Raw genomic sequence first — 23,927 nt, forward strand, 5'->3', positions numbered from 1 at the left:
ATCATTAAGAACTTGAGCGTTGCAAGAGATCTTCCCAGCGCGTCATCAATGTACTTAACTTTGCCTCAATGATTTTGAGATTTTCTTGTAAAGTGATCACATCAGCCGGTCTGTTTTTATAAATCTCTGGATCGCCCAAGCTCTCACTGATACTTGCCTGCTCTTTTTCAAGCTCATCAATTTGCAAAGGAATAGCCTCAAGCTCGGCACGTTCCTTGCCATTTAACTTTTGCACCGCTGACTTTTGAGGCTTAGGGGCTTCCTTGCTTGCTGAGGCTTTAACAGGCTCTGATACTGAAGACTTTGACTTAGCAGGCTCAGTACTTCCAGCTTGATTGCTTCGGTACTCTTCTGATCTCTTTTTCTGGATCTTCCAATCCTCATAGCCACCTTCATATTCACGCCAGAAGCCATCACCTTCATAAGCAATGATTGAGGTGACCACGTTATCTAGAAAAGCTCTGTCGTGACTGACCAAGAAAACAGTGCCTTTGTAATCTTGTAGCAGTTGCTCTAACAGTTCCAGGGTATCTATATCCAAATCGTTGGTCGGCTCATCAAGAACCAAGACGTTGGCCGGTCTGGCAAATAATCGAGCCAACAAGAGTCGATTGCGCTCGCCACCCGATAAAGTACTCACCGGTGAATTTGCTCTCTCTGGAGAGAATAAAAAATCATTCAGATAACTTTTGACGTGCTTGCGCGCGCCATTAATTTCGATCCATTCACTACCAGGACTGATGTAATCCTCTAGCGTTGCATTCAGATCAAGGCCTTCGCGCATCTGGTCAAAATAAGCCACGTCTATTTGAGAACCCATGGTGGCAGTACCACTGTCAGGCTGAATAGATCCAAGAATCAACTTAAGCAATGTTGTTTTGCCAGCTCCATTAGGCCCCAACAAGCCAACCTTATCGCCGCGCAAAATGGTGGCGGTGAAATCTTTAACAATCGGTCGACCATAAGATTTGCTGACGTTTTCTAAATCAGCCACGATCTTTCCACTGCGATTGCCTGAAGCAACTGATAACTTGATCTGCCCCATGGCATCTCTGCGCGCAGCTCTTATTTCTCTGAGTTTTTCAAGACGCGCAATACGACCAACACTTCGGGTTCTGCGAGCTTCAACCCCTTTACGGATCCAAACCTCTTCTTGTGCCAATAGTTTGTCAGCCCGGGCATTGGCCATAGCTTCAGAAGCTATTTCTTGTTCTTTTAAAGCTTCATACGCTGTGAAGTTACCTGGGTAGCTTCTCAAGATACCGCGATCGAGCTCAACAATCTGAGTACTCACAGCATCCAAGAAAGCACGATCATGGGTGATTAAAACCACAGAGCCTTTGAATGCTTTTAATAACTCCTCTAACCAAGTGATTGAATCTAGGTCCAGGTGGTTGGTAGGTTCATCTAAGAAGAGAACATCAGGCACTGCCACCAACGCTTGGGCCAAAGCCACGCGCTTGCGATTACCACCCGATAAAGAACCGATTGCAATGTCTGGATCCAAATGCAAACGATCCAAAGTTTCATGAACGCGCTGCTCCCAGTTCCAACCGCTCATTGACTCTAATTGAGATTGGATTTCATCTAAACGATGATGAGAATCATCGTTCCACTCAGCCACGCTGAGCTCTTCATATTCTTCTCTGAGCGCTTTGACCTCAGCCACACCTTGAGAAACTGCGTGAAAAACTGTTTCAACCGGATCAAAGATTGGTTCTTGGGCAACATAGGCCATCCGCAAACCCTGCTGGTACTGAAGGCTTCCGTCATCGAGTTTTTCTAAACCCGCTAAAATCTTGAGCAAGGATGACTTACCGGTGCCGTTTCGGCCAATCAAGCCAATCCGCTCACTGGATTCGAGTGAAAATTGGGTGCCTGCTAGCAAGTCTACGTGGCCAAAAGCCAGTTTTGCGTCATTTAAAACAATTAAAGCCATAATCACATTATCGCGGTTAAATTTAAGAAGAGACCAATCATATGCATGGAGTTGATTTCATCAAGGACTTGGCAGTCATCATGCTGACTGCCGGCGTAGTCACGGTGATCTTCCATTACCTAAAACAACCGGTTGTTTTGGGTTACATCATTGCGGGCCTCATTATCGGGCCATATACCACCGCTGTTCCATTTATTTCTGACGAAAAGACCATTAAAACCCTTGGAGAACTCGGGGTTGTCTTCTTGATGTTTGGCTTAGGCCTTGAATTTAGCTTAAGAAAGCTCGCTAAAGTGGGTGCAACAGCATTTGTTGCAGCCATCACCCAAATTGTTTTATTGATTTGGGTTGGCTATGAAATTGGCCGCTTCTTTAGCTGGTCGCCAATGGATTCTATTTTCTTGGGCGCGATGATGGCCATCTCCTCAACCACCATCACTGTCAAAGCTCTCGAAGAGCTTGGCTTAAAAAAAGAAAAGTTTGCCCACCTCATTTATGGCATTTTGATTGTTGAAGATATTCTTGCCATCAGTTTGATTGTGATGCTCACGGGTATCGCCACAACCGGTCAATTAGCCGCGGTTGATGCAGCCATGACGATTGGCGAGTTGATTTTATTCATGACCATTTCTTTAGCTGCTGGCATATTATTGATTCCACGACTTTTGAATGTGGTGGCAAAGTTTCATCGCAAAGAAATGCTGTTGGTCACAGTACTGGGCCTTTGCTTTGGTTTTTGCCTCTTAGTGATCAAGATGGAGTACAGCGTTGCTTTGGGTGCGTTTTTGATTGGCGCCATCATGGCTGAATCTCGTCACATCCACTCGATTGAGAAATTAATTGAACCTGTCAAAGACATGTTCATTGCAATCTTCTTTGTGACCATTGGTCTTCTACTAGATCCTGGTGTCATCTGGAAGTACGCTATTCCAATTGCACTCATCAGCTTCACCGTGATAGCCATCAAAGTTGTTTCTTGCAGCATGGGTACATTTATCACCGGCCATGATGGCAGAACATCGATGCGTGTTGGTATGGGTAAAGCGCAAATCGGTGAATTCTCATTCATCATCGCATCGCTTGGCTTAACGCTGAACGTGACCAGCGACTTCTTATACCCCATTGTGGTAGCAGTCTCAACCATCACAACCCTTTTCACGCCCTATTTGATCAAAGGGTCTGATCCAATGAGTGATTGGATGGGTAAGCGCATTCCAAATCCGATTAAAAATGTCTTCGTGCAATATTCAGAATGGCTTGGCCAAATTCGCTCTGATGATCAAATGCGTTCAGATATCAGACCTTTTGTTAGAAGAATCACATTCCACGTTTTTGTGAATGCTTGCGTGGTCATCACCCTTTTCCTGTCCGCCACCAAAGTGTTCACCTTCATCAATGGCTATGTCGACACAGGTCACTTGGTTTGGTTCACTGAAATTTATCAACAAGCATTCATGTGGGCCACAAGCCTATTGCTATCAGCACCATTTTTATTCGCTATTTACAAAAAATTAGAGGCTCTTGGAATGTTGCTGGCGGATGCTCGACTTCACTCCAGTCAGCATTCTTCAGAAGACACTGCTGCAACACAAATGCTGTTCACTCAACTGATGCCTGTTTTGGCGATTGTTTCGTTGATGGTCTTGGTTTCGGCATTAAGCTCCAGCATCCTCCCTCCGGTGGGCATGCTTTTTGTTTTGGCGATATTGATGGGTACCGTCATTTATCTATTGCGCAAACAATTGATGAAGATTCACACCAAACTTCAGATAGCTTTGACAGAATCGTTCAAAGAAAATAGTCAAACTCCCCAACCTTGATGATCAGCAGGACATCGATTATTTTGGCTTGGTCCTGCTAAGTAAGCGATAATTACCCTCGTGGAAAAAGTACGCATATCAAAACTAATGTCTGAGCAAGGAATTTGCTCAAGGCGCGAAGCTGATAACTATATCGAGCAGGGCTTGGTATTGGTGGATGGCGAAGTTGTCAATGAGTTAGGCGCAAGAGCTTTCCCAAATCAAAAAATTGAATTAAAGAAAGCGGCGATTGCACAACAAGCTCGTCGCTACACAATCATTCTCAATAAACCAGTTGGGTATATCTCTCACTTCGATGAAGACAGAGAGTACAAACCTGCTGCCTCTCTGATCACGCCAGAAAATCAATTCGTGCACCAGTTGTCAGCCAATCTTCCAGGCAAATTCAACACCCGCGGTCTAGCACCTGCTGGTCGTTTGGACATCGACTCAAGCGGCTTACTTGTTTTGACTCAAGATGGTCGCATTGCCAAACTATTGATTGGTGAAAACAGTCCAATTGAAAAAGAATATTTGGTGCGAGTCGAAGGCACTTTGACTGCAGAAGGTTTAAGACTACTCAATCATGGTTTAAAGCTGGATGATGAGGCTCTCAAACCTGCCAAAGTGAGTTGGCAGAATACCGACCAATTGCGCTTTGTTTTGCGTGAAGGTAAGAAACGTCAAATTCGCCGCATGTGCGAATTGGTTGGCTTAAAAGTGATTGGTTTAAAACGTATTCGTATTGGACAAATCCCTCTTGGCAATCTTCCGGTTGGTCAGTGGCGCCATTTGGGTCCGAATGAGCGTTTCTAGAGCGCTTCTAGAGAGCTCACAAAGCAATCAATTTCATTTGCGTCCTTCTGTTTTAAGGACATTTCTCTAAATTAAGAGCTTTTTTTGCTCACAATCTGAAATACCCCTAGCCAAAAGATAGGCTTAACGGGCAAAAAGCCCTGAAAACACCTAAAATACGGGCTATGAAAACACCTGAACTTTTAGCCCCTGCTGGTAGCCTGACCATGCTCAACACCGCCTTCGACTTTGGTGCGACGGCCGTTTATGCTGGTCAGCCAAGATACTCATTGCGTGTTCGCAATAATGACTTTGGCAACATTGAAGTTTTGCGCGAAGGCATTGAAACAGCTCATGCTCAAGGTAAGAACTTTTACCTGGTTTCAAACATTTTTCCTCATGGCGCAAAAACACGCACCTATGTCAAAGACATGGAGCCTGTGATTGCTCTTAAACCAGATGCATTGATCATGTCAGATCCTGGTTTGATCATGTTGGTTCGTGAAAATTGGCCAGACATGCCGATTCATTTATCAGTACAAGCGAACACAGTGAATGGTCATGCTGCAAAGTTTTGGCGTTCAGTGGGCGTTAGCCGAGTAATCCTTTCAAGAGAACTATCTCTTGATGAAATCGAAGCAGTTCGTCAAGACTGCCCAGAAATGGAAGTCGAAGTATTCATTCACGGTGCTTTGTGTATTGCTTACTCGGGCCGTTGCTTATTGTCTGGTTACTTCAACCATCGCGACCCTAACCAAGGCACATGCACCAATTCATGCCGCTGGGATTACAAAGTTGCCAGAGCTGATGAAGATGCTACTGGTGACATCTATCTTCTAGAAGAAGGTAATCGCCCTGGCGAATGGATGCCGATCGAAGAAGACATGCACGGCACATACATTTTGAACTCAAAAGATTTGCGCGCGATTGAACACGTTCAACGCCTCACAGAAATGGGCATTGACTCCTTCAAGATTGAAGGCAGAACCAAATCCCCTTACTACGTGGCAAGAACAGCTCAAGCCTATCGCTCTGCGATTGACGATGCTGTGGCTGGCCGTCCATTCAATCCAGTATTGATGGGTCACCTAGAAGGTTTGGCGAATCGTGGCTACACCGATGGTTTCTATGTTCGTCATCCAGACAAAGATCAGCAAAATTACTTGCGCGGTTTCTCACTCTCAGGTCGCAGCCTTTATGTTGGTAACGTGATTGATGTTGATAACGAGAAACAATTGGTCAAGATTGAAGTTAAGAACCGCTTCTCTGTTGGCGATAAATTAGAAATCATTCAGCCAAGTGGTAACACTGATTTCGTGATTGAAGAAATTTTCAGTCAAAAAGGTGAGCCGATGCGCGTAGTGCCAGGTGCGGGCTATACAGTCTGGGCAAAACTTCCAATGAACAGCAATGGTGCATTCATTGCACGTTATGTTGAGCAAGAAAATGCCTCCAAGATTGAGCAAATCCCAATCATGGAAGCCTGATCATCAATTGACTGGTATTCTGATAGGGTTTAAAAGGGCTTAACTCTTTTAAGCCCTTTTTTATTAACTGACTGACTTTGGCATAAGACTTGCATTGATAATTGAATGAACATGAAAGTATCTCTAAAGCACGTCACCCATTATCAATACAGCCAAGTAGTTCAATTGGGACCGCAATTGATCAAACTGCGGCCTGCCCCACACTGCAGAACACCAATCAGCTCTTATCAATTAAATATCAAGCCATCAACTTACTTCATTAACTGGCAGCAAGATCCCTTTTCCAATCACGTGGCCAGATTGGTGTTTACCGAAAAAACCAATTCATTTGAAATCAATGTTGAGTTAACGGCAGACTTACAAACAATCAACCCATTTGACTTTTTTGTTGAGCCATCAGCTGAGCACCACCCATTCAAATATGAGCCAAATCTGATTGCAGGATTGTCGCCATACTTAGAAACTGAAGTATGTGGGCCATTGTTTCAAGCATTCATCAAAACTGTACCGCAAGAGAAAAGACGCACCATTGAATACATTGTTTACCTCAATCAACTCGTTTTCAATAAAGTGCGCTACATGGTCAGACACGAACCTGGCGTTCAGTCGACCGAAGAGACACTTCGATTAAATTCCGGATCTTGCAGAGACTCAAGCTGGTTATTGGTGCAGTTATGTCGCCACATGGGCATTGCCGCACGATTTGTTTCAGGCTATTTAATTGAAGCTACGGCAGATTGGCATAATTTAAACAGTCCTGCCGAAAGCCAAGAAAACGTGGCTGAGCTTCATGCTTGGTGCGAAGTTTTTATTCCCGGAGCTGGCTGGGTGGGCATCGATCCAACTTCAGGTTTGCTAGCAACTGAGGGACACATTCCCTTAGCAGCAGCCCCAGATCCTAGTAATGCGATGCCGATTTATGGAGAGTTGGATGTGTGTGACGTTCAGATGACACACAAAATCACAACTCTCATGCACAAACCTTAAGTCTTAATATTAATTACTTAAGACTTGTGTGCCAAAGTGAAATGCTCAACGTTTGGCGGGCTCAAGAAGAATGGTCCCACGTGACCTCTCCAACGCGTGAAAGCTTCTGACTCTCTGAAGTCAACTGTGTGATTTTCAAGAGTGGTCCAGTAGATCATCAAAATATAGCGGCCTGGCTTTTCAATACCAGCATTTAATTTGTATCCACAAAATCCTTTGGCTGGAGCAATTGCTTCAGCCACTCCTGCTGCAACTGCCTTTTCAAAATCAGCTTTTTTGGCTGGATCGATACTGATATCAACAATTTCTAAAATCATGCTTTTGTCCTTAGAGTTTTATAAAAATAATTATTTCAACCATTGGTAGCTAGCGATGCCCAAAATGGTCAAAGCTAACGAGCCAAGGAGATGAAGAGAAACAGTTGCAAATGCACGAACATAGGCGCCTGATTGCAAAATAGCCACAACTTCCGCACTGAAGGTTGAGAAGGTGGTCAAACCACCCAGAAAACCTGTGATCAGAAACAGTTTCCATTCTGCCGACATTCCTGCATGAGCCTCTAAGAGACTCATCAAGAAACCAACAAGATAGGCACCTATCAAATTAGCAGCCAAAGTACCCAAGGGCATGGTTGCCCAAACAGCATTCAAGCCCAAACTCAATAGCCAGCGCAAGACTGCTCCCAATGAAGCTCCTGCGCCGATGGCCAATATGGATGAAAGCATTGATTACCTTTGAATACTTGTGGGCTGATTCCCTCAATACCTAAATCTTACTCTGAGACACCCCTATACTCAAAATGGTGTTCGAAGTAGATTATCCTTGAGGCATGAAGAAAAACATTTGTGTATTTTGCGGCTCACGCGACGGCAATAATTTAGACATGATTGCTAAAACTGCAGAAGTCGGCAGAGAACTCAGTTATGCAGGATTTGGCATAGTCTTTGGCGGTGGTCGTTTAGGTCTGATGGGCGCAGTTGCCAAAGCCGCGATTGAAGCCAATGGGTCAGTGATTGGCATCATCCCAAAAGGCTTGACCTCCCGCGAACCGATTCAACAACAACTGACTGAATTGCATGTGGTCGATGACATCATCGAAAGAAAACGTTTGATGATAGAGAAATCAGATGCTTTTTTAATTTTGCCCGGCGGCTTTGGCACTCTTGATGAGTTATTCGAAGTTTGGACTGGTCTACAAGTTGGAGCCCACAATAAACCAATCATCATTGCCAATTGGGGCAACTATTACGATCAGTTATTGTCTTTCTTAAGGCAGGCAGACGAACATGGGTTTTTAAATGGTGATCATCTCAAAGGTGCTGAAGTCATCAATGACGTTGATGCGATTGTGTCTGCACTCAAGAAATCATTGGGCAACTGAGTAATTAAGCCAAAAGGCCATAGGACAATTAATGCATATCAAGTTTTTTGGAGCAGCCGGAGAAGTCACAGGATCTCGTCATTATTTAGAGGGTGAGATCAAGGGCAAAAAGTTTTGCTTCATGATTGATTACGGGATGTTTCAAGGTGGCAGAGACGCAGATGAAAAGAACCTAGAGGAACTACCTTTTAACCCTGCAGATCTAGACTTCGTGATTTTGACTCACGCACACATTGATCACAGCGGTCTACTGCCCCGTCTAAGTGCACAAGGATTCAAGGGCACGATTTATTGCACCAAAGCCACCAAAGCCTTATTAAATATTCTTCTGCTCGATAGCGCTCATATTCAAGAAAGTGATTTTTCACGAGCCGAAAGAAAACAAAAATTAGGTAAATGGCATGGAGATTTGCCACAGGTTTTGTATAGCGTGAAGCAAGCCACCGAGTGTCTCTCTCAACTCAAAGCCTTCGACTATGGGCAAGTATTCGAGCCAATCAATGGCATTGAAGCTCACTTCAGAAATGCAGGCCATATTTTGGGTTCAGCCATCGCAGTGATTGATGTTGAACAAGAAGATAATAAGAAGCGCATTGTGGCTTCAGGCGATTTGGGCATGTATGGACAACCCTTGATGCCAGATCCTGATTTAATAGAATCCGCCGATATCTTATTGGTTGAATCAACCTATGGCGACCGATTGCACCGCACCCTCGATGACACCAAAGATGAGTTGGTATCAGTTATCTCAGAAACCATGAAGCATGGTGGCAATATTGTGATGCCAGCATTTGCCGTGGGTCGTGCCCAAGAAATACTGTTGATGTTGATTGAACTCGTTCGTCAAAAGCGCTTGCCTCACCTCAACATTTGGCTAGACTCTCCAATGGCCACGGCAGCCACCCATTTGACCGAAAAGTATTTTGATGAACTGGATGAGCAGGCTCAAGATACTTTGGAATGGTTTGCTGAAAATCATCAAGTCGTCGATCTTAAGTTTGTGGCAGACGTAGAAGAATCAAAAGCCTTGAATCGAATCAAGGGTGGCGCCATCATTATTTCTGCAAGCGGCATGTGCGAAGCTGGCAGAGTAGTTCACCACTTGAATTGGAATTTGCCATACAGTCAAAATGCCATCATCATCACAGGCTTTCAGGCGATGGGCACCTTGGGTAGACGCTTGGTCGACAAGGTCAATCCAGTGAAAGTGCTTGGCAAAGAGCTATTTGTTAAAGCTTCTGTGCACACCATCGGCGGTTTATCAGCTCACGCTGATCAGGCAGGCTTATTGAGATGGCTCAAGGGATTTAAATCTGCTCCAGGTAAAGTGTTTGTGATTCATGGTGAATCGCATGCAAGCTCAAATTTTGCAGCAGTGATCAAGCAAGAATTACATTGGGAAAATGTGATCATTCCCCAAAAAGGTGATCTATTTCCTTGCTAGTGAATGTGCGCAGACAAAGCCACTGGCCCAAGCCCATTGAAAGTTGTGTCCGCCCAAATGACCGGTCACATCCACACACTCGCCAATGAAGTACAAACCAGGATTGTCTTTGGACATCATGGTTTGCCCATCTAAGGCTTTTGTATCAACACCACCCAACATCACTTCGGCTTTTTTCCAGCCCAAGGTGCCAGCAGGCTTAACCGCCCAGTTAGTCAACAGATCTTTCAAGGCTTGACGGTCTTTCTTACCAACTTCAGCCCACTTGCGCCCCATTAAATTCTTTTGTTCGGCAAATGCTTTGGCCAAGCGTTGTGGCAATACAGCACCCAAAATATTTTCAGTGAGTTTCAAACGGTTGGCATCATCGTCAAACAGCTCGTCAATATCAACATCATTGAACCAGTTGATATGAATGGCTTCTCCCTCATGCCAATAACTACTGCCTTGAAGGATTGCAGGGCCAGACAGGCCTTTGTGCGTGAGCAACAAGTCTTCATCAAATTGGCACGCTCCATAACGTTGAGACTTTGTTCCAGATTTCACCTTCACAGGAACGCTCAAGCCTGATAACTCACTTAAATTAGCAAACTCATCAGAAGTGAAAGACAAAGGAACCAAAGCAGGTCTGACATTGACCACAGGCATGTTGAATTGCTTTGCCACATCAAGGGCATAGTCGGTAGCACCAATGGCTGGTACAGGAAGTCCACCGGTGGCCATCACAATAGCTTTGGCTTTCTCAGTCCCAGCAGAGGTCTCGACTGACCATGGATAGCTTTCTTGAGACGCACCTTCTTCTTGGGTGATCTTTTTAATGCCAGTCACCGTCACTGGGTTTTTAATGATCACACCACCCTTTTTGCACTCTTCAAACAAAAGGTCGATGATTTGTTTAGCAGATACATCGCAAAACAATTGCCCTTTGTGCTTTTCATGAAAGGGAATGTTGTAACTTTTGACCAGCTCTATGAAGTCACTTGATTTATATCTGGATAAAGCACTTTTGACAAAATTAGGATTCATTGAAAGAAAGTTGGCTGGCGAGCTATTCATGTTCGTGAAATTACATCTACCACCACCACTGATCCTGATTTTTTCACCCAAAACTTCAGCATGATCTAAAACCAAGACTTTCTGCCCTAATTGACCAGCCACGCCTGCACAAAATAAACCAGCCGCACCACCACCAATAACAATGGCATCCCAATTATTCGCTTGCTCGACTGACATTCATTTCTTTCTGTTTTTATGGCTAATCTTGATTAATACACTCAACTTTACCCTCTATTTTGAAGGCTTTATCCCTTTAACGTGAGTTCGGTCTGGAAAAAAGGCAAAATAGCGGTTTACACACAAAATTGCTAAAAATTAGCCCTTGGAGATACTGTATGTCAGAGCAAAAAAAGCCTAAGCGCATGAATGAGCGCTCAAGAATGATCACTGAAGGTGTTGCACGTGCGCCTAACCGTTCTATGTATTACGCAATGGGCTACAAAGATTCTGATTTTGATAACAAGCCTATGATTGGCGTGGCCAATGGTCACTCAACCATCACTCCATGTAATAGTGGTTTACAACGCATCGCTGATGCTGCTGTAGCAGCCATTGAAGCTGGTGGCGGCAACTCTCAAATTTTCGGCACCCCAACGATTTCTGATGGTATGGGCATGGGCACAGAGGGCATGAAATACTCATTGGTGTCTCGTGAAGTGATTGCTGATTCAATCGAAACTTGCGTGAACGGCCTTTGGCAAGATGGCGTTGTTGTGGTCGGTGGTTGCGACAAGAATATGCCAGGCGGCATGATGGCAATGGCCCGCACCAATGTGCCAAGTATTTATGTGTATGGCGGCACCATCAAAGCTGGCCACTACAAAGGTAAAGAACTGAACATCGTTTCAGCATTTGAAGCTGTCGGCGAATTCACAGCTGGCCGTTTAAATGAAGAAGATTTCAAAGGCGTTGAGCAAAACGCTTGTCCAGGCAGCGGCTCATGCGGCGGTATGTACACAGCCAATACCATGAGCTCTTCTTTTGAAGCTTTGGGTATGAGCTTGCCATATTCATCAACCATGTCAAACGTTGATCAAGAAAAGGTTGATAGCGCAGCTGAATCTGCACGCGTACTGATTGAAGCCATCAGAAATGATCTAAAACCACGTGACATCATCACGAAGAAATCAATTGAAAACGCTGTGAGCGTGATCATGGCCGTTGGTGGCTCAACAAACGCTGTGTTGCACTTCTTAGCGATTGCCAGCGCAGCTGAAGTGGATTGGACGATTGATGACTTTGAGCGTGTGCGTCGCCGCGTTCCAGTGATTGCTGATATGAAACCATCTGGTAAGTATTTGGCCACTGATTTGCACCAAGCTGGTGGCATTCCACAAATCATGAAGATTTTGTTGGATGGCGGTTTGTTGCATGGTGACTGCATGACCATTACTGGCAAAACGATTGCTGAGACATTGAAAGATGTTCCTTCAGTACCTCGCGCTGATCAAGACGTGATCAAGACTTTGGCTAATCCAATTTACGCTCAAGGTCACCTTGCTATTCTTAAAGGCAACATTTCTCCTGAAGGTTGCGTGGCTAAGATCACTGGTCTTAAGAACCCAAGCATCACTGGTCCAGCAAGAGTGTTTGATTCTGAAGATGACGCTATGACAGCCATCATGGCCAACAAGATCAAAGCTGGCGATGTGATGGTGATTCGTTACGAGGGCCCTAAAGGCGGCCCCGGTATGCGCGAAATGCTAGCCCCTACCTCAGCCCTAGTGGGTCAAGGTTTGGGTGAATCAGTTGGTCTTATCACGGATGGTCGCTTCTCAGGCGGCACTTGGGGCATGGTGGTTGGTCACGTAGCTCCTGAAGCTTACGTGGGCGGCACAATTGCTCTGATTCAAGAAGGTGATTCGATCACGATTGATGCACACACACAATTGATTCAATTGAATGTGAGCGATGAAGAGATTGCTAAGCGTCGCGCTGCTTGGAAGCAACCTAAGCCACGCTACACACGTGGTGTATTAGCCAAGTATGCACGCCTTGCCAGCTCTGCAAGCAAAGGTGCTGTGACTGATCGAAACTTAGATTAAGCACTAATCAATAATTCCCTCAATAATTGAGGGTAAGAAAAAGGCCGCACAGTGTGCGGCCTTTTTGCTGGGTACAAAAATCAATCAATGATGTTTTGAGTGATCATGACCTGGCTCGCCGTGAGCTGGGAAACCACCTATTTTGAATTTAACCTCAACCTCACCTGCTTTTTCAAACTTAAGTTTGACAGGTACAGATAGACCAGGCTTCAACTGGCTCTTTAGATCAATGAACATCAAATGCAAACCACCTGGTTTTAGTTCAACAGTACCATTTGCAGGAATATCAATGGCTTTGACTTCGCGCATTTTCATGACATTGCCATCCATGCTCATGGTGTGTAGCTCCATGCTCTTAGAGGCAGGAGAAGATGCTGACAACAACTTATCAGCACCACCCTTGTTTTCAATCTTCATGAAACCACCGCTCATTTTTTGAGCTGGCACAGTCGCTCTTGCTTGAGGGTTCTCAATCTTCAAGTTACCAAGCTTCACTTCGTTACCACTTGCGAATACAGTTGATGCAATAAAAGCTGATGCAATAAATACAGAGCTAATTACTTTTTTCATTTACTTCTCCTAAATTAATTCAAATTATTTAATCAAGTGCAATTGTTGCTTTTAACCAAGCAGTGCGACCTGGTTCATTGACGCGAGTGGTTTGAGTATAACCAGCCACACTAGCACCTGCTCGGCTTATAAACTCAGCATATGCTTTATCAAAAACGTTATCAACACCAGCTGCAATCAAGGTCTTTTTATTAGGCTTATATCCGGCATTTAGAGAGAAGATCCCAAATCCACCTGATTTGGCAACGTCCTGTCCAGAAATATTACCTTGACCAACAGCGACCTCATCCTTTGGTGCAACCAATCTTAGCAATGCGCCATATGAATGTTTTTTATCATCATAAGCAAGCGCCAATCTACCCTCCAATGGCGCTAATTGAGCTAAAGGTAAGCCGTCAGTTTTGTTCTTACCTTTTACATAAGCAACACTTGAATTAAATTTCACAGTATTTGTTAGAGCGTAGCTGCCATTTAATTCGGCACCATGTGTTTGAGCATCGATATTTCTTGATGTTGGTGTGTAATATGCTCCAGAGGTATAAGTTTCATTTCTAGCATCAACCAAAATAAAATCTTTTATTTGGTTATAAAACACTGAAATGCCAGCTTCAAACTTTGATGATTTATGAATCAAACCTGCATCAAGTTGATATGTTTTTTCTGTTTTAGTCGACATTAATGCGCTGTTGTCGTTGGTATAGTTGCTACCTCCCGAATTACCAATACCATCTCTGCGGTTAGAAAATAACTCCCAATAATCTGGCATACGCTCAGATCGACCAGTACCAACAAATGAATTTGTATTTTGAAGACCAGATAATTGATTTTCCAATCTAGCAAACCCACTGTTAGTTAACTCCGTTCTGGTTTGACCAGCAGTATCAGAACTCATAGATGAACGCTTATCTATAACGCTCCAGTAATCACCGCGATACCCAGCAATAATTTTCTTACCTTTACTTAATTCTTCAGTAATTTCAGCAAATAATGCAGTGTTTTTAAACTCTGAATCATCTGTAATAGCAAGAGCACCCATACCTGGCATATTGCCTCCATGGGTCGATTGAGAATAATCAAGTCCAACCTTGGCTTTTGTTGTGGCTCTTAAATTTAAATCTGAAGTTAGTCTCGCAGCATTTGTATCATGAGTTACATCCATATAGCTGGATGGATTACCCCTCATAGACTCAGACATAGTATGAAAAATAGTATTTCTTGAAAGCTGGAACTCAACTTTTTCAACCAAGTCAGAAACATTCTTAATTTGACCTTTGGCAGCAACGTTTTCTCTTAAGAATTTAGTGCCATCCATCGTTCTATCAGCGTAAGCTGCGTAGCCATTACTTCTGCCTGCGGATAACTCAAAACGCTTATTGTTGTCAGGTGTTACACCGACCGAAGATGAGGCACTATAGCGATGGTATTTGGAATGCACTTCTGTTCCATTACCGTCTTTGTAGTTATCTGATTTTGAATTTGAACCTGTAAATGTGGCGAAGTAATCTTTGTTACCAAGATTTGCATCGACCACTTCGTCATGACGACCAAAGCTACCCACCAAACCTGATGCATGAACATCGTAACCCGGCTTGTCATAGGTCTTTTGCTCTTTTTCAAAACGCACCGTGGCGGCTGAACCATGCCCCGGATAAAGAACTGTTTGAGGACCTTTCACAATTGTTACTTTGTCGTAAATCTCCGGGAAAATATAGGCTGTTGGCGCATCCATGCGCTGACCACATCCACCAAAGATATTTTGATCATCAGCCAAGATATTCACGCGTGAACCACCCATACCGCGGAAGTTTGGCTCACCATCTGTACCAGCTTTACGCATGATGCTAAATCCCGGGACTGATTTCAAAAAGTCAGCGCCATCATGTGCTGGCAAAGGTTGACGAGGAACCTTTGGATCCAATTCAATGGTGGTAGGTGTTGTCATTTGAGCTGCCGTCACAACAACATCTTCAAGAATTGTTACATTTTGATTTGCATAAGCAGAATTACCTGCAATCATCATCGCAACTGCTAAAGCGATTGGTTTTGGTGATAAATAATTTCTTTTCATTTTTTACTCGCATGGAATCTGTTTTGAATGCGCGTGCGCATTCCAATACCGAGCAACTAAAGATAGTTGCCGACCTTAAGAATCAAACGAGTGAGGGAGGAGCCCTAGAAGGAAGTGCAACCCAAGCAAATAAGGGCTTAGGTGACTGATAGAAAAGTTGAGGGTAAATATTACTGTTCACAGGCTTTGCAAATGAAAGCTCGTGATTCAGAGGAAGCACGAAATTGCCATGAACCACACACAAAGGGCAATGGCCATTTGCCTGAGCTGGCTCATCAGCATCGCTGGCATCAATGACTTGAGTCATTTTGATGCCTGTGGTGGTACATACTTCAATGGATATGCCCTGACCATTCTGAGCCAATGACACAGCTTGAGAAACTGTAGGCGCCACAGAACTCATTAAAACCGCAAGTATTGCGATCCAATGTGAAAAGTGGCGTTTGAATGAATTTCCCATAAAGAGTGATTTTATATGAATTCAATTCTTTTTGATAAATTGCAACTAAAACCTTAATTTATGGCTGAAAATGTAGGTGTTTAATACTCGCCAATCAAAATGTCTAATAACCACAAGATTGCTCTTTTTGCAGATATTCATAGCAACCTAGAAGCTTTTGAAGCATGTCTAGAGCATGCCAATGAATGTGGCGCAGATGAATATATATTTTTAGGTGATTTGGTCGGATATAACGCTGACCCAGTTGCAATCATTGAAAAAATTGCCGAATTAATTGATAAAGGAAAAGCAAAAGCCGTATTAGGTAATCACGATCAGGCAATTTTTATGGATCATTCAAAGTTCATGAATTCTGATGCTTGGCAAGCCATTCAATGGACCCGAGAACAACTCAATGATGATCATGTCAACTTTTTAAAAAACTTACCTCTGATACATCAAACTGATGAGATTTCATATGTACATGCAACAGCATCTAATCCACAGAGCTGGAGTTATATTCAAGATAGTTTAGCGGCATGGCGGTGTAGCGAGGCAGCTGGTACAAGCTACACATTTGTTGGTCACGTTCATGAGCCCGCCCTTTACTACCAAAGCTCATCTGGAAAACTACTGCACTTTAAGCCCTTACCTGGAAACCCAATACCGGTATCTAAACACAGGAAATGGGTGACTATCACAGGCTCTTTGGGGCAACCAAGAGACGGTAATCCTGCAGCCAATTACGCCTTATTTGAACTAGATCAAGAAATAATTACTTTTAATCGCATAGACTACGACCATCATAAAGCTGCCGCTAAAGTTGAACAGGCTGGTCTACCTCTAAAACTGGCTCTCCGCCTTCTCAATGCAAAGTAATTATTATCAAAATGGTCTTATATAAAAACCTAGATCCCATCAAAGATATTTTTCAAGAAGGTAATGAAGTTGATGGCTTTTTGATTGGCGAGCCAATTCACAAAGGCGGCATGGCAGTCTTATACCAAGCCACTAAAGTTGGGATTGACCATCCAATACTCATCAAAGTTCCCCGCGTTGGGCGAGATCAACCTATCGAAAGTCTGATTGGTTTTGAAACTGAGTTAAATATCATGAGTGCCATTAACAGCCCTTTTGTCCCAAGAGTCTTTGGAACAGGTGACATGGCCACCAAACCCTATATAGCTATGGAGCATTTAAATGGCATCCCTCTAGATAAAATCATTGAGGCAGAGGGTGGCAAACTGAGTGATATAGAAAAAGTTATTGAAATTGTTTCAAATATTGCTACAGCCATAGGGTCACTTCATGCGCAAGACGTGATTCACCTAGACATCAAACCAGAAAATATCTTGGTTCAACCTAATAGCAAAATAGCTTTGATTGATTTTGGGTTAGCACACCACGCGCGTTTCCCTGATTTACTTCTTGAGGCGATGATCAAAGGTATTGGGTCTGCCCCTTATATTTCGCCAGAGCAAATCATGGGCATCAGAAATGATTGGCGCAGTGATATTTTCTCTATTGGCGTCCTGCTTTATGAAATGCTAACTGGAGAACATCCATTTGGCGCTCCCAGTTCTATTAATGGCCTCAGAAAAAGAATGTGGAGTGAACCACTACCTCCAAGAGCTCTCAGAAAAGAAATACCTCCTTGGCTCCAAGAAGTTGTTCTTCGTTGTTTGGAGCCTCTAGCCGATCAACGGTATCAAAGCGCAAAACGTTTGGGGCATCTTCTTAAAAATCCTCAAAGTATTCAACTAACCGAACGCTCAGAAAAGATTTTTCCGAATAGTCCATGGGCAAATTTCAAACGATGGATCAAAGCGGCCGGCTATCAGCCCTCTGAATGCCCTAGACCAAGTAATGCAATAGATACTGCGCCAGTACTGATCGTAGCTATTGATACCAGGCAACATGACGAGGTATTGCGCTCCAAAATGCAAAATGCGGCGCAACATTTATTGCAAGGCTATCCAGAGAGTCGGATTATTTGCTTGAGTACTATATTTAGCACACCAACATTTGAGGGTAATGAAGAAACACAAACTGCCTCAGGCATTGTTCGCAATCACTTGGCACAGTTAATGGAGTGGGCACAGCCCTTGAACATGCCAACTGAAAGAGTTTCTTTTCATGTACTTGAGGCGATTGACCCTGCTACCCGCATCATTGAGTTTGCGAACGATAACCACGCTTCGATGATCATGATTGGCGCCTCACACAAGATTCCAAATAAGGTGGCGCCTTGGCGAACCTCAATGACTAAAATTGTTGAGGAAGCATCTTGCAGCGTTCATATCGTAAGAAGTTAATCAAATTTATAACGAAGAAAATGTTAAGTTATTTGTTAACTTGCTTTTTTCTAAGCTTCACTTCTTCGTATCCAGCGCGTGAATGAGCGTGACCTCTGATTTTTCGAATTAATTCACTCACCGCACTGCGCTTAATCAAGCTGGGTGACATGGCCAAGAAATAAGTTTCATCGCCCAAGGGGATAAAGTTCAGCCCATACTCAATAGCAACGCTTTTAAGCCCTACCCCCACATCGGCAGTACCCGCCAAAATCGCAGTGGCAATGGCGCTGTGAGTGAACTCTTCACGCTGATACCCTTTGATTTTTTGTGCCGGAAGGCCTTGTGCATCCAAGAGCTTATCTAACATTAATCGGGTGCCAGCACCTCGTTGACGATTGATAAAACGAATCTCAGGTCGCGCCAAATCTTTTAATTGTTTGATACCCAGAGGGTTGCCTTTAGCAACAATCAATCCCTGGCTGCGCCTCATCACTGGATATGCCTGAATGCCTTCAGAGGATAAGCGCTTACGAACCGCAGAAATGCTGTCATCGTCTGGCACATGAAAACCAGCTAAATCAGCATCACCTGATAACAATCTCTCAAGAGCTTGGCCTGAACCCATGGTTCTAAGCTCAAAAGCATTAATTCCTTGGGCGGAGTCTTCAAGGATGGGGTCATTACTTGCACAAAGTAACCATTTCTTATGGTCATCATTGTTTAAGTTCTCCAGGTGAAGCTGCAATCTTTTTTCTTGCTCCTTACTCACGCCAGAAAACTCTTTTTCCACCTCATCAACAATGGCCAATAGGGTTTTAGCAGCCTCGGTCAAAGTTGAGCCATGTCCCTTCACACTCATCAAAAGACGGCAATCCAACTCCTTTTCTGCTGCTTTTAAACGATTCCAAAGGGTTCTATAAGACATCTCCATGATTTCAGCAGCTGACTGCAAAGAGCGGCCATCTTGAACGCCCCTCAGCAATCCAGCGACCCAGCTCAAATCGACTGGTTCAGTATGAACTTTATGTTTTTTATGAATAAAAACACTGGGCTTAATCTTAATTTGCATATGAAATTAATTACATATTGATATTGTTTAAATGATTGTTGATGATATAGCCATATTTATAAAGGAGACAAGATGAATCGACGTAATATTTTAAAAATCAGTGCTTTAGCTGTATTGACTTTTTCCACCATTGGGATGAGCCATGCTCAAAAGAGCATTGTGGTGTCATCAACGACATCAACAGAGCAATCAGGTCTTTTTAAGCACCTACTTCCTGTCTTTGAGAAAAAAACAGGTATTCAGGTCAAGGTAGTTGCTGTTGGTACTGGCCAAGCCTTGGACATCGGTCGTCGCGGAGATGCAGACGTGGTTTTTGTGCACGATAAAGTTGCTGAAGAGAAGTTTGTGGCTGAAGGTTTTGCTGAAAAACGTATTGAAGTCATGTACAACGATTTTGTTTTGATTGGCCCTAAAGCTGACCCAGCAAAGACCAAAGGCAAGGATATCCAAGCCGCTCTTCAAAAAATTTCAAATGCTAAATCCACCTTTATTTCTCGTGGCGATAAAAGCGGCACCCATGCTGCAGAACTTCGCTATTGGAAAGGTGCTGGCGTGGAAGTTTCAGCCACGCAGCCTTGGTACAAAGAAACTGGTTCAGGCATGGGCCCAGCTTTGAATACAGCATCAGGCATGAATGGTTACATTCTTTCAGATCGAGCCACTTGGCTCACATTTAAAAATAGAGGTGACTTGGCCATTGTTGTTGAAGGTGACCCAAAACTTTTCAATCAATATGGTGTGATGTTGGTTAACCCAAGCAAGCATCCTCACGTTAAAAAGACTGAGGGCCAGGCATTCATTGACTGGATCATCTCTAGCGAAGGACAACAAACCATCGCCAGCTATAAGGTTGAAGGCCAACAAAGCTTTTTCCCTAACGCTAAAAAATAAGGTTTATTAGCAGCTCTCAATAAACCTCATCTGACATCGTCATATCTTTCGGCCTCGTTTCAACACGAGGTCGAAAAAACCATTAAGCTATCGCCATGTTATCGGCCTTCAATGATGCTTTTTCCCTCTTAGAAACACTCGATTCCAATTTATTGGAAATTGTGATTGTTTCTTTGCATGTCAGCATCTCAGCCCTTGTCATTGGTTGCGTTTTAGGCATGCCTCTTGGCGCCCTCGTTGCAATTCAAAATTTTCCAGGTCGACAGATTGTCATCGTTATCTTAAATAGCCTCATGGGCGTGCCCACTGTCATTGTGGGCGTTGCTATTTACTTACTTCTTTCTAGAACTGGGCCATTGGGTGATTTAAATTGGCTGTTCACACCCAAAGGCATGATCTTGGCCCAGTCTGTTTTGACTACCCCACTAATTGCTGCCCTCACCCGCCAAATCATTGAGGATGGCTGGCGCATTCATGGTGAAACCATGTCAGCCTTGCGACTCCCCATCGCTGCAAAGCTTAAATGGTTGGTCTGGGACTGTCGCTTCTCTTTGTCTATTGCTCTGCTTGCTGGTTTTGCTAGAGCCATCTCTGAGGTTGGCGCGGTGATGATTGTTGGTGGAAATATTGATCGCGTGACACGCACCATGACCACTGCAATCGCATTAGAAACCAGCAAAGGTGATTTGCCCCTTGCTCTTGCCTTAGGCATGGTTCTATTAGGAATAGTGTTGTTGGCGAATTTATTGACCTCCGTCATCAAATCTTTTGCTGAGCGCCGCTATGGATAAAGACTTGATGATTGAATTAAAAGATATCGTGATTCATCGTGATGAACGCAAGATTCTTTCTATTTCAACCCAAATTCCAAGACAAGGCATCACAGCCATAATCGGCCCAAATGGTTCGGGTAAAACAACCCTACTAAAACTTTTACATGGCGCAATAGAAGCGGATTCAGGCATTTATCAACCTGGCTGGATAGAGCTTCAATCAGCTTTGGTACTTCATCACACACCTCTGATCAAGGCCAGCGTTAGAACCAACATGGCCATTGTTAAAGACAGTCTTGGCAAACAAAAAATCACCGAAAGTGATATTGATGAAGCATTGGCTTTGGTAGGACTCACTCATCTTAAAAATCAATCTGCTTTAAAGCTTTCAGCTGGCGAGAGACAACGTTTGAGTTTGGCTAGAGCCAAGTGCCAACGCCCCAAGGTGATACTTTTAGATGAACCAACCGCCAATCTAGACCCTAGCACCACAGAACAAGTAGAAGCCATCATTCAGCAAATGGCGAATGATGGGTGCGGTGTCATCTTCACATCACATCATCTGGGACAAGTTCAAACACTGGCAGATCAAGTTATTTTTCTAAATGAAGGCCTATGCCTCGAATCTTGCCGCACAGAAGATTTTTTTGAGCGCCCGCAAACAGAACAAGCCAAAAAGTTCATTGCCAGAGAATTGGGTTGGAAATAAGTTTGAAATAGGCTGGAAGCAATCAAGCTGAACTAAGTAGATGTAAAAAATGCCGCAACAGCGGCATTTTTTAAGTCAAACCAGTTGTCCAGCTAGATCAACTGGGCACCTTTTCTTAAACCAAATCTTCTAGCAATGAAGCCAAGGTCTCAGCAGGCAAAGATTCAACATGTGATGGGTACTCTTTATGATCGCAACCCACCTTCAATTGAGCTCCAGCCTTCAAAGACTTGATCATGTCTTGAGTCAATTCAAATCTCAAGAAATGAACTGATGAAGTTTTGTCAGCAGTTGTTCGGTCCAAATCTTCATTGGCAATCGCGTAAACACGAGGCTGACCTTCAACTTCGACGAAAACACGGTGCTCAACACCAATTAACTTGGCCAAAGCAATCTTACGATCCGCCTCATTCACGTACTCTAGTTTCATGGTCACTTTGAAGTTAGTGCCATCAGGAACCAAAGCATTGTATGTTTCCATCTCATCTTGAATACCTTCATCTTCGAAGATTTTCTCAACGCGAAGCATTTCTTGAATTTGGTATTGCATCAAATACTTGTTCTCAAAAATCATATTGAGATGCTCGCCCAAAATCACTGTTCTCTTTTTACGCTCGGCAATTGCCTTAAGACGCATTTCAGGGCGTGCCTTGTAATATGCCTCTAAGGACAATAATTCTTCACGCTTGATCTTACCCATTGTCATCTCCATCTAACTACTCCTAACGATTCAATTAAAGGCCGTATGCCTTAGCTAAAAGAGAAATTGGATGAGCCATTTGTGACTTCTTCATCCCGCCCTCTTCCATACCTTGTTCAATGTGGTGTCCAGCTAACTGGCAGTCTGAGCTGATGAAATCTGGCTCAGTGCTTGCCATGTTCTTAAATACTGGCTTACCAATCTTCATAGCAGTCTTGTGGAACTCTTTCTTCACACCCCAAGTACCAGCATGACCTGAGCAACGCTCAACCACATTCACTTCTGTACCAGGAATCATTTGTAGAGTTTCCAGTGTTTTCTTACCAACGTTTTGTACACGCAAGTGACAAGGTACGTGGTAACTCACTTTACCCAACTCAACTTTGAAATCATTCTTCAACAAACCATCTTTGTTACGCGCAACAAGGTACTCAAACGGATCCCACATGGCTTCCTTGACCAACTGAACATCGGCTTCATCAGGGAACATCAAAGGCAACTCTTGTTTGAACATCAATGTGCATGACGGAATCGGAGTCACAATCGCATATCCCTCTTTGGCCAATTTAGCCAATTGTGGAATATTGATATCTTTGTTTTTAGCAACAGACTCTAAGTCACCCATCTCCAACTTTGGCATACCGCAACAAGCTTCCTTTTCAACCAACTTGTAAGGGATTTCGTTGTGAGCTAATAGCTTCAACAAATCTTGGCCAATGCCTGGTTCGTTGTAATTGATAAAGCATGTTGAATACACAGCAACCTTGCCAGGTGTTTTCTCGCCAGCTTTTACTGGCCATGCTGCAGACTCTTTGGCCACTTGCTTGAATGTTTGCGGAGCATATTCAGGAATCCATGCATCCTTATCCACACCCAACGTTGTTTCCATCACAGAGCGCATCACTTTTGTACTATTCACCGCATTAACAGCTTTAGTCACAATTGGAATACCAGCAAAGCTGCCCATCTTGTCAGTTGATGACAATAGGTTGTCACGGAAGCTTGTTTCACCCTTCTTGTGCTTGATTGCTTTTGCACGCAACATCAAGTGAGGGAAATCAAGATTCCAAACGTGTGGTGGTGTGTATGGGCACTTGGTCATGTAGCAAAGGTCACACAAGTAGCACTGATCAACTACTTTGTCGTAATCTTTCTTATCCACGCCATGAACTTCACCATCTTCAGTGGCATCGACCAAATCAAATAATGTTGGGAATGAACCGCACAAGCTCACGCAGCGACGGCAGCCGTGGCAAATATCAAATACACGCTCTAATTCAGTATTTAGAGATTCTTCATTGTAAAAATCAGGATTTTTCCAATCAAGGGCGTGTCTTGTTGGGGCTTCTAAGTTACCTTCTCTCTGACTCATGACTATTCACCTTCTATATTTTTAATTTTGTGTGCTTACTTGTTAATTTAATTTTTTTACTTCACTCAAGACTCTTTATGAGATTCCCGAGATTTGCATCTCAGGA

At 43.6% G+C, this 23,927-nt stretch carries 22 protein-coding genes; 12 read left to right on the forward strand and 10 right to left on the reverse strand.

Translation table 11 applies throughout. The features are described 5' to 3' along the window. Nucleotides 1-4 precede the first annotated feature (4 nt). Nucleotides 5-1,939 carry an ATP-binding cassette domain-containing protein gene (locus ICE88_RS01950; protein WP_216248831.1) on the reverse strand — a complete coding sequence of 645 codons (1,935 nt, stop codon included), beginning with the start codon at nucleotides 1,937-1,939 and terminating at the stop codon, nucleotides 5-7. Nucleotides 1,940-1,980: 41 nt separating this feature from the next. Between ICE88_RS01950 and ICE88_RS01955 the strand changes: the two genes are divergently transcribed. The 4 genes from ICE88_RS01955 to ICE88_RS01970 all read left to right on the forward strand — a co-directional run bounded on the left by ICE88_RS01955 (nucleotide 1,981) and on the right by ICE88_RS01970 (nucleotide 7,007). Further along, the gene (locus ICE88_RS01955) at nucleotides 1,981-3,759 is read left to right on the forward strand and encodes a cation:proton antiporter (protein WP_216248833.1); all 1,779 of its coding nucleotides are present in this window, start codon (nucleotides 1,981-1,983) and stop codon (nucleotides 3,757-3,759) included. 60 nt (nucleotides 3,760-3,819) lie between these two features. Next, the gene (locus ICE88_RS01960; protein ID WP_216248835.1) at nucleotides 3,820-4,554 is read left to right on the forward strand and encodes a pseudouridine synthase; all 735 of its coding nucleotides are present in this window, start codon (nucleotides 3,820-3,822) and stop codon (nucleotides 4,552-4,554) included. Nucleotides 4,555-4,718: 164 nt separating this feature from the next. Beyond that, nucleotides 4,719-6,020, forward strand: coding sequence for a U32 family peptidase (locus ICE88_RS01965; RefSeq protein WP_216248837.1), 1,302 nt, complete (start codon nucleotides 4,719-4,721; stop codon nucleotides 6,018-6,020). A gap of 105 nt (nucleotides 6,021-6,125) precedes the next feature. Continuing rightward, nucleotides 6,126-7,007 carry a transglutaminase family protein gene (locus ICE88_RS01970; protein ID WP_216248839.1) on the forward strand — a complete coding sequence of 294 codons (882 nt, stop codon included), beginning with the start codon at nucleotides 6,126-6,128 and terminating at the stop codon, nucleotides 7,005-7,007. 17 nt (nucleotides 7,008-7,024) lie between these two features. Here the strand turns inward: ICE88_RS01970 and ICE88_RS01975 are convergent, their stop codons facing one another. After that, on the reverse strand, nucleotides 7,025-7,324 hold the full coding sequence (locus ICE88_RS01975) for an antibiotic biosynthesis monooxygenase (protein WP_216248841.1): 300 nt from the start codon (nucleotides 7,322-7,324) through the stop codon (nucleotides 7,025-7,027). A 30-nt stretch (nucleotides 7,325-7,354) separates the two neighbouring features. Continuing rightward, nucleotides 7,355-7,732: a fluoride efflux transporter CrcB gene (gene crcB / locus ICE88_RS01980; RefSeq protein ID WP_216248844.1), complete on the reverse strand. Its 378-nt coding sequence runs from the start codon at nucleotides 7,730-7,732 to the stop codon at nucleotides 7,355-7,357. 104 nt (nucleotides 7,733-7,836) lie between these two features. On the opposite strand from crcB, the gene ICE88_RS01985 reads away from it, so the two are divergent. After that, nucleotides 7,837-8,388: a TIGR00730 family Rossman fold protein gene (locus ICE88_RS01985; protein WP_216248845.1), complete on the forward strand. Its 552-nt coding sequence runs from the start codon at nucleotides 7,837-7,839 to the stop codon at nucleotides 8,386-8,388. Nucleotides 8,389-8,419: 31 nt separating this feature from the next. Beyond that, nucleotides 8,420-9,832 carry an MBL fold metallo-hydrolase RNA specificity domain-containing protein gene (locus ICE88_RS01990; protein WP_216248847.1) on the forward strand — a complete coding sequence of 471 codons (1,413 nt, stop codon included), beginning with the start codon at nucleotides 8,420-8,422 and terminating at the stop codon, nucleotides 9,830-9,832. Here the strand turns inward: ICE88_RS01990 and ICE88_RS01995 are convergent. After that, nucleotides 9,818-11,065, reverse strand: a complete 1,248-nt coding sequence (locus ICE88_RS01995; RefSeq protein ID WP_216248849.1) for an aminoacetone oxidase family FAD-binding enzyme — start codon at nucleotides 11,063-11,065, stop codon at nucleotides 9,818-9,820. The two genes, ICE88_RS01990 and ICE88_RS01995, sit on opposite strands and share 15 nt — an antisense overlap. A 185-nt stretch (nucleotides 11,066-11,250) precedes the next feature. Between ICE88_RS01995 and ilvD the strand changes: the two genes are divergently transcribed. Next, nucleotides 11,251-12,933 (forward strand): dihydroxy-acid dehydratase, encoded by a 1,683-nt coding sequence (ilvD, locus tag ICE88_RS02000; protein ID WP_216251730.1) that lies wholly within the window; start codon nucleotides 11,251-11,253, stop codon nucleotides 12,931-12,933. An 84-nt stretch (nucleotides 12,934-13,017) separates the two neighbouring features. Here the strand turns inward: ilvD and ICE88_RS02005 are convergent, their stop codons facing one another. The 3 genes from ICE88_RS02005 to ICE88_RS02015 form a co-directional block, all read right to left on the reverse strand. Continuing rightward, a complete protein-coding gene (locus tag ICE88_RS02005; protein WP_216248850.1) occupies nucleotides 13,018-13,503 on the reverse strand; it encodes a copper chaperone PCu(A)C in 486 nt (161 codons plus the stop codon). A 28-nt stretch (nucleotides 13,504-13,531) separates the two neighbouring features. Beyond that, a complete protein-coding gene (locus tag ICE88_RS02010; protein ID WP_216248852.1) occupies nucleotides 13,532-15,571 on the reverse strand; it encodes a TonB-dependent copper receptor in 2,040 nt (679 codons plus the stop codon). 82 nt (nucleotides 15,572-15,653) lie between these two features. Then, nucleotides 15,654-16,031 (reverse strand): DUF2946 domain-containing protein, encoded by a 378-nt coding sequence (locus tag ICE88_RS02015; RefSeq protein WP_255535165.1) that lies wholly within the window; start codon nucleotides 16,029-16,031, stop codon nucleotides 15,654-15,656. Between the two features lie 99 nt (nucleotides 16,032-16,130). Between ICE88_RS02015 and ICE88_RS02020 the strand changes: the two genes are divergently transcribed. Together ICE88_RS02020 and ICE88_RS02025 are read left to right on the forward strand one after the other, a co-directional pair. Next, nucleotides 16,131-16,889 carry a metallophosphoesterase gene (locus ICE88_RS02020; protein WP_216248856.1) on the forward strand — a complete coding sequence of 253 codons (759 nt, stop codon included), beginning with the start codon at nucleotides 16,131-16,133 and terminating at the stop codon, nucleotides 16,887-16,889. An 11-nt stretch (nucleotides 16,890-16,900) separates the two neighbouring features. Then, nucleotides 16,901-18,325 carry a bifunctional serine/threonine-protein kinase/universal stress protein gene (locus ICE88_RS02025; protein ID WP_216248858.1) on the forward strand — a complete coding sequence of 475 codons (1,425 nt, stop codon included), beginning with the start codon at nucleotides 16,901-16,903 and terminating at the stop codon, nucleotides 18,323-18,325. Between the two features lie 28 nt (nucleotides 18,326-18,353). Here ICE88_RS02025 and ICE88_RS02030 read toward each other — a convergent pair whose 3' ends face one another. Continuing rightward, complete coding sequence (locus ICE88_RS02030; RefSeq protein WP_216248860.1) at nucleotides 18,354-19,376, reverse strand: substrate-binding domain-containing protein; 1,023 nt, start codon at nucleotides 19,374-19,376, stop codon at nucleotides 18,354-18,356. A gap of 72 nt (nucleotides 19,377-19,448) precedes the next feature. On the opposite strand from ICE88_RS02030, the gene ICE88_RS02035 reads away from it, so the two are divergent. The 3 genes from ICE88_RS02035 (at nucleotide 19,449) to ICE88_RS02045 (ending at nucleotide 21,749) form a co-directional block, all read left to right on the forward strand. Continuing rightward, complete coding sequence (locus ICE88_RS02035; RefSeq protein ID WP_216248862.1) at nucleotides 19,449-20,267, forward strand: extracellular solute-binding protein; 819 nt, start codon at nucleotides 19,449-19,451, stop codon at nucleotides 20,265-20,267. A gap of 95 nt (nucleotides 20,268-20,362) precedes the next feature. Continuing rightward, nucleotides 20,363-21,058 (forward strand): ABC transporter permease, encoded by a 696-nt coding sequence (locus ICE88_RS02040; protein ID WP_216248864.1) that lies wholly within the window; start codon nucleotides 20,363-20,365, stop codon nucleotides 21,056-21,058. After that, a complete protein-coding gene (locus ICE88_RS02045) occupies nucleotides 21,051-21,749 on the forward strand; it encodes a metal ABC transporter ATP-binding protein (RefSeq protein WP_216248866.1) in 699 nt (232 codons plus the stop codon). The genes ICE88_RS02040 and ICE88_RS02045 overlap by 8 nt, the downstream gene beginning before the upstream one ends. 115 nt (nucleotides 21,750-21,864) lie before the next feature. Here ICE88_RS02045 and ICE88_RS02050 read toward each other — a convergent pair whose 3' ends face one another. Both ICE88_RS02050 and ICE88_RS02055 read right to left on the reverse strand, forming a co-directional pair. Then, entirely contained in the window at nucleotides 21,865-22,461 is a 597-nt protein-coding gene (locus ICE88_RS02050; protein ID WP_216248874.1) for a DUF3501 family protein, read from the reverse strand. A 22-nt stretch (nucleotides 22,462-22,483) separates the two neighbouring features. Beyond that, nucleotides 22,484-23,821: a heterodisulfide reductase-related iron-sulfur binding cluster gene (locus ICE88_RS02055; RefSeq protein ID WP_216248876.1), complete on the reverse strand. Its 1,338-nt coding sequence runs from the start codon at nucleotides 23,819-23,821 to the stop codon at nucleotides 22,484-22,486. Nucleotides 23,822-23,927: the final 106 nt, after the last annotated feature.

It is taken from the genome of Polynucleobacter sp. AM-26B4, assembly GCF_018882285.1.
In the GTDB taxonomy this organism is placed as follows: domain Bacteria; phylum Pseudomonadota; class Gammaproteobacteria; order Burkholderiales; family Burkholderiaceae; genus Polynucleobacter.

What these genes read in the sequence shown, in the direction of transcription:
- ICE88_RS01950 (WP_216248831.1), bottom strand. Translation starts at nt 1,939, where the DNA reads ATGGCTTTAATTGTTTTAAATGACGCAAAACTGGCTTTTGGCCACGTA.
- ICE88_RS01975 (WP_216248841.1), bottom strand. Translation starts at nt 7,324, where the DNA reads ATGATTTTAGAAATTGTTGATATCAGTATCGATCCAGCCAAAAAAGCT.
- ICE88_RS02035 (WP_216248862.1), top strand. Translation starts at nt 19,449, where the DNA reads ATGAATCGACGTAATATTTTAAAAATCAGTGCTTTAGCTGTATTGACT.
- ICE88_RS02010 (WP_216248852.1), bottom strand. Translation starts at nt 15,571, where the DNA reads ATGAAAAGAAATTATTTATCACCAAAACCAATCGCTTTAGCAGTTGCG.
- ICE88_RS02030 (WP_216248860.1), bottom strand. Translation starts at nt 19,376, where the DNA reads ATGCAAATTAAGATTAAGCCCAGTGTTTTTATTCATAAAAAACATAAA.
- ICE88_RS02050 (WP_216248874.1), bottom strand. Translation starts at nt 22,461, where the DNA reads ATGGAGATGACAATGGGTAAGATCAAGCGTGAAGAATTATTGTCCTTA.
- ICE88_RS01955 (WP_216248833.1), top strand. Translation starts at nt 1,981, where the DNA reads ATGCATGGAGTTGATTTCATCAAGGACTTGGCAGTCATCATGCTGACT.
- ICE88_RS02015 (WP_255535165.1), bottom strand. Translation starts at nt 16,031, where the DNA reads ATGGGAAATTCATTCAAACGCCACTTTTCACATTGGATCGCAATACTT.
- ICE88_RS01970 (WP_216248839.1), top strand. Translation starts at nt 6,126, where the DNA reads ATGAACATGAAAGTATCTCTAAAGCACGTCACCCATTATCAATACAGC.
- ICE88_RS01995 (WP_216248849.1), bottom strand. Translation starts at nt 11,065, where the DNA reads ATGTCAGTCGAGCAAGCGAATAATTGGGATGCCATTGTTATTGGTGGT.
- crcB (WP_216248844.1), bottom strand. Translation starts at nt 7,732, where the DNA reads ATGCTTTCATCCATATTGGCCATCGGCGCAGGAGCTTCATTGGGAGCA.
- ICE88_RS02020 (WP_216248856.1), top strand. Translation starts at nt 16,131, where the DNA reads ATGTCTAATAACCACAAGATTGCTCTTTTTGCAGATATTCATAGCAAC.
- ICE88_RS01985 (WP_216248845.1), top strand. Translation starts at nt 7,837, where the DNA reads ATGAAGAAAAACATTTGTGTATTTTGCGGCTCACGCGACGGCAATAAT.
- ICE88_RS02025 (WP_216248858.1), top strand. Translation starts at nt 16,901, where the DNA reads ATGGTCTTATATAAAAACCTAGATCCCATCAAAGATATTTTTCAAGAA.
- ICE88_RS02005 (WP_216248850.1), bottom strand. Translation starts at nt 13,503, where the DNA reads ATGAAAAAAGTAATTAGCTCTGTATTTATTGCATCAGCTTTTATTGCA.
- ICE88_RS02040 (WP_216248864.1), top strand. Translation starts at nt 20,363, where the DNA reads ATGTTATCGGCCTTCAATGATGCTTTTTCCCTCTTAGAAACACTCGAT.
- ICE88_RS02055 (WP_216248876.1), bottom strand. Translation starts at nt 23,821, where the DNA reads ATGAGTCAGAGAGAAGGTAACTTAGAAGCCCCAACAAGACACGCCCTT.
- ICE88_RS01965 (WP_216248837.1), top strand. Translation starts at nt 4,719, where the DNA reads ATGAAAACACCTGAACTTTTAGCCCCTGCTGGTAGCCTGACCATGCTC.
- ICE88_RS01990 (WP_216248847.1), top strand. Translation starts at nt 8,420, where the DNA reads ATGCATATCAAGTTTTTTGGAGCAGCCGGAGAAGTCACAGGATCTCGT.
- ilvD (WP_216251730.1), top strand. Translation starts at nt 11,251, where the DNA reads ATGAATGAGCGCTCAAGAATGATCACTGAAGGTGTTGCACGTGCGCCT.
- ICE88_RS02045 (WP_216248866.1), top strand. Translation starts at nt 21,051, where the DNA reads ATGGATAAAGACTTGATGATTGAATTAAAAGATATCGTGATTCATCGT.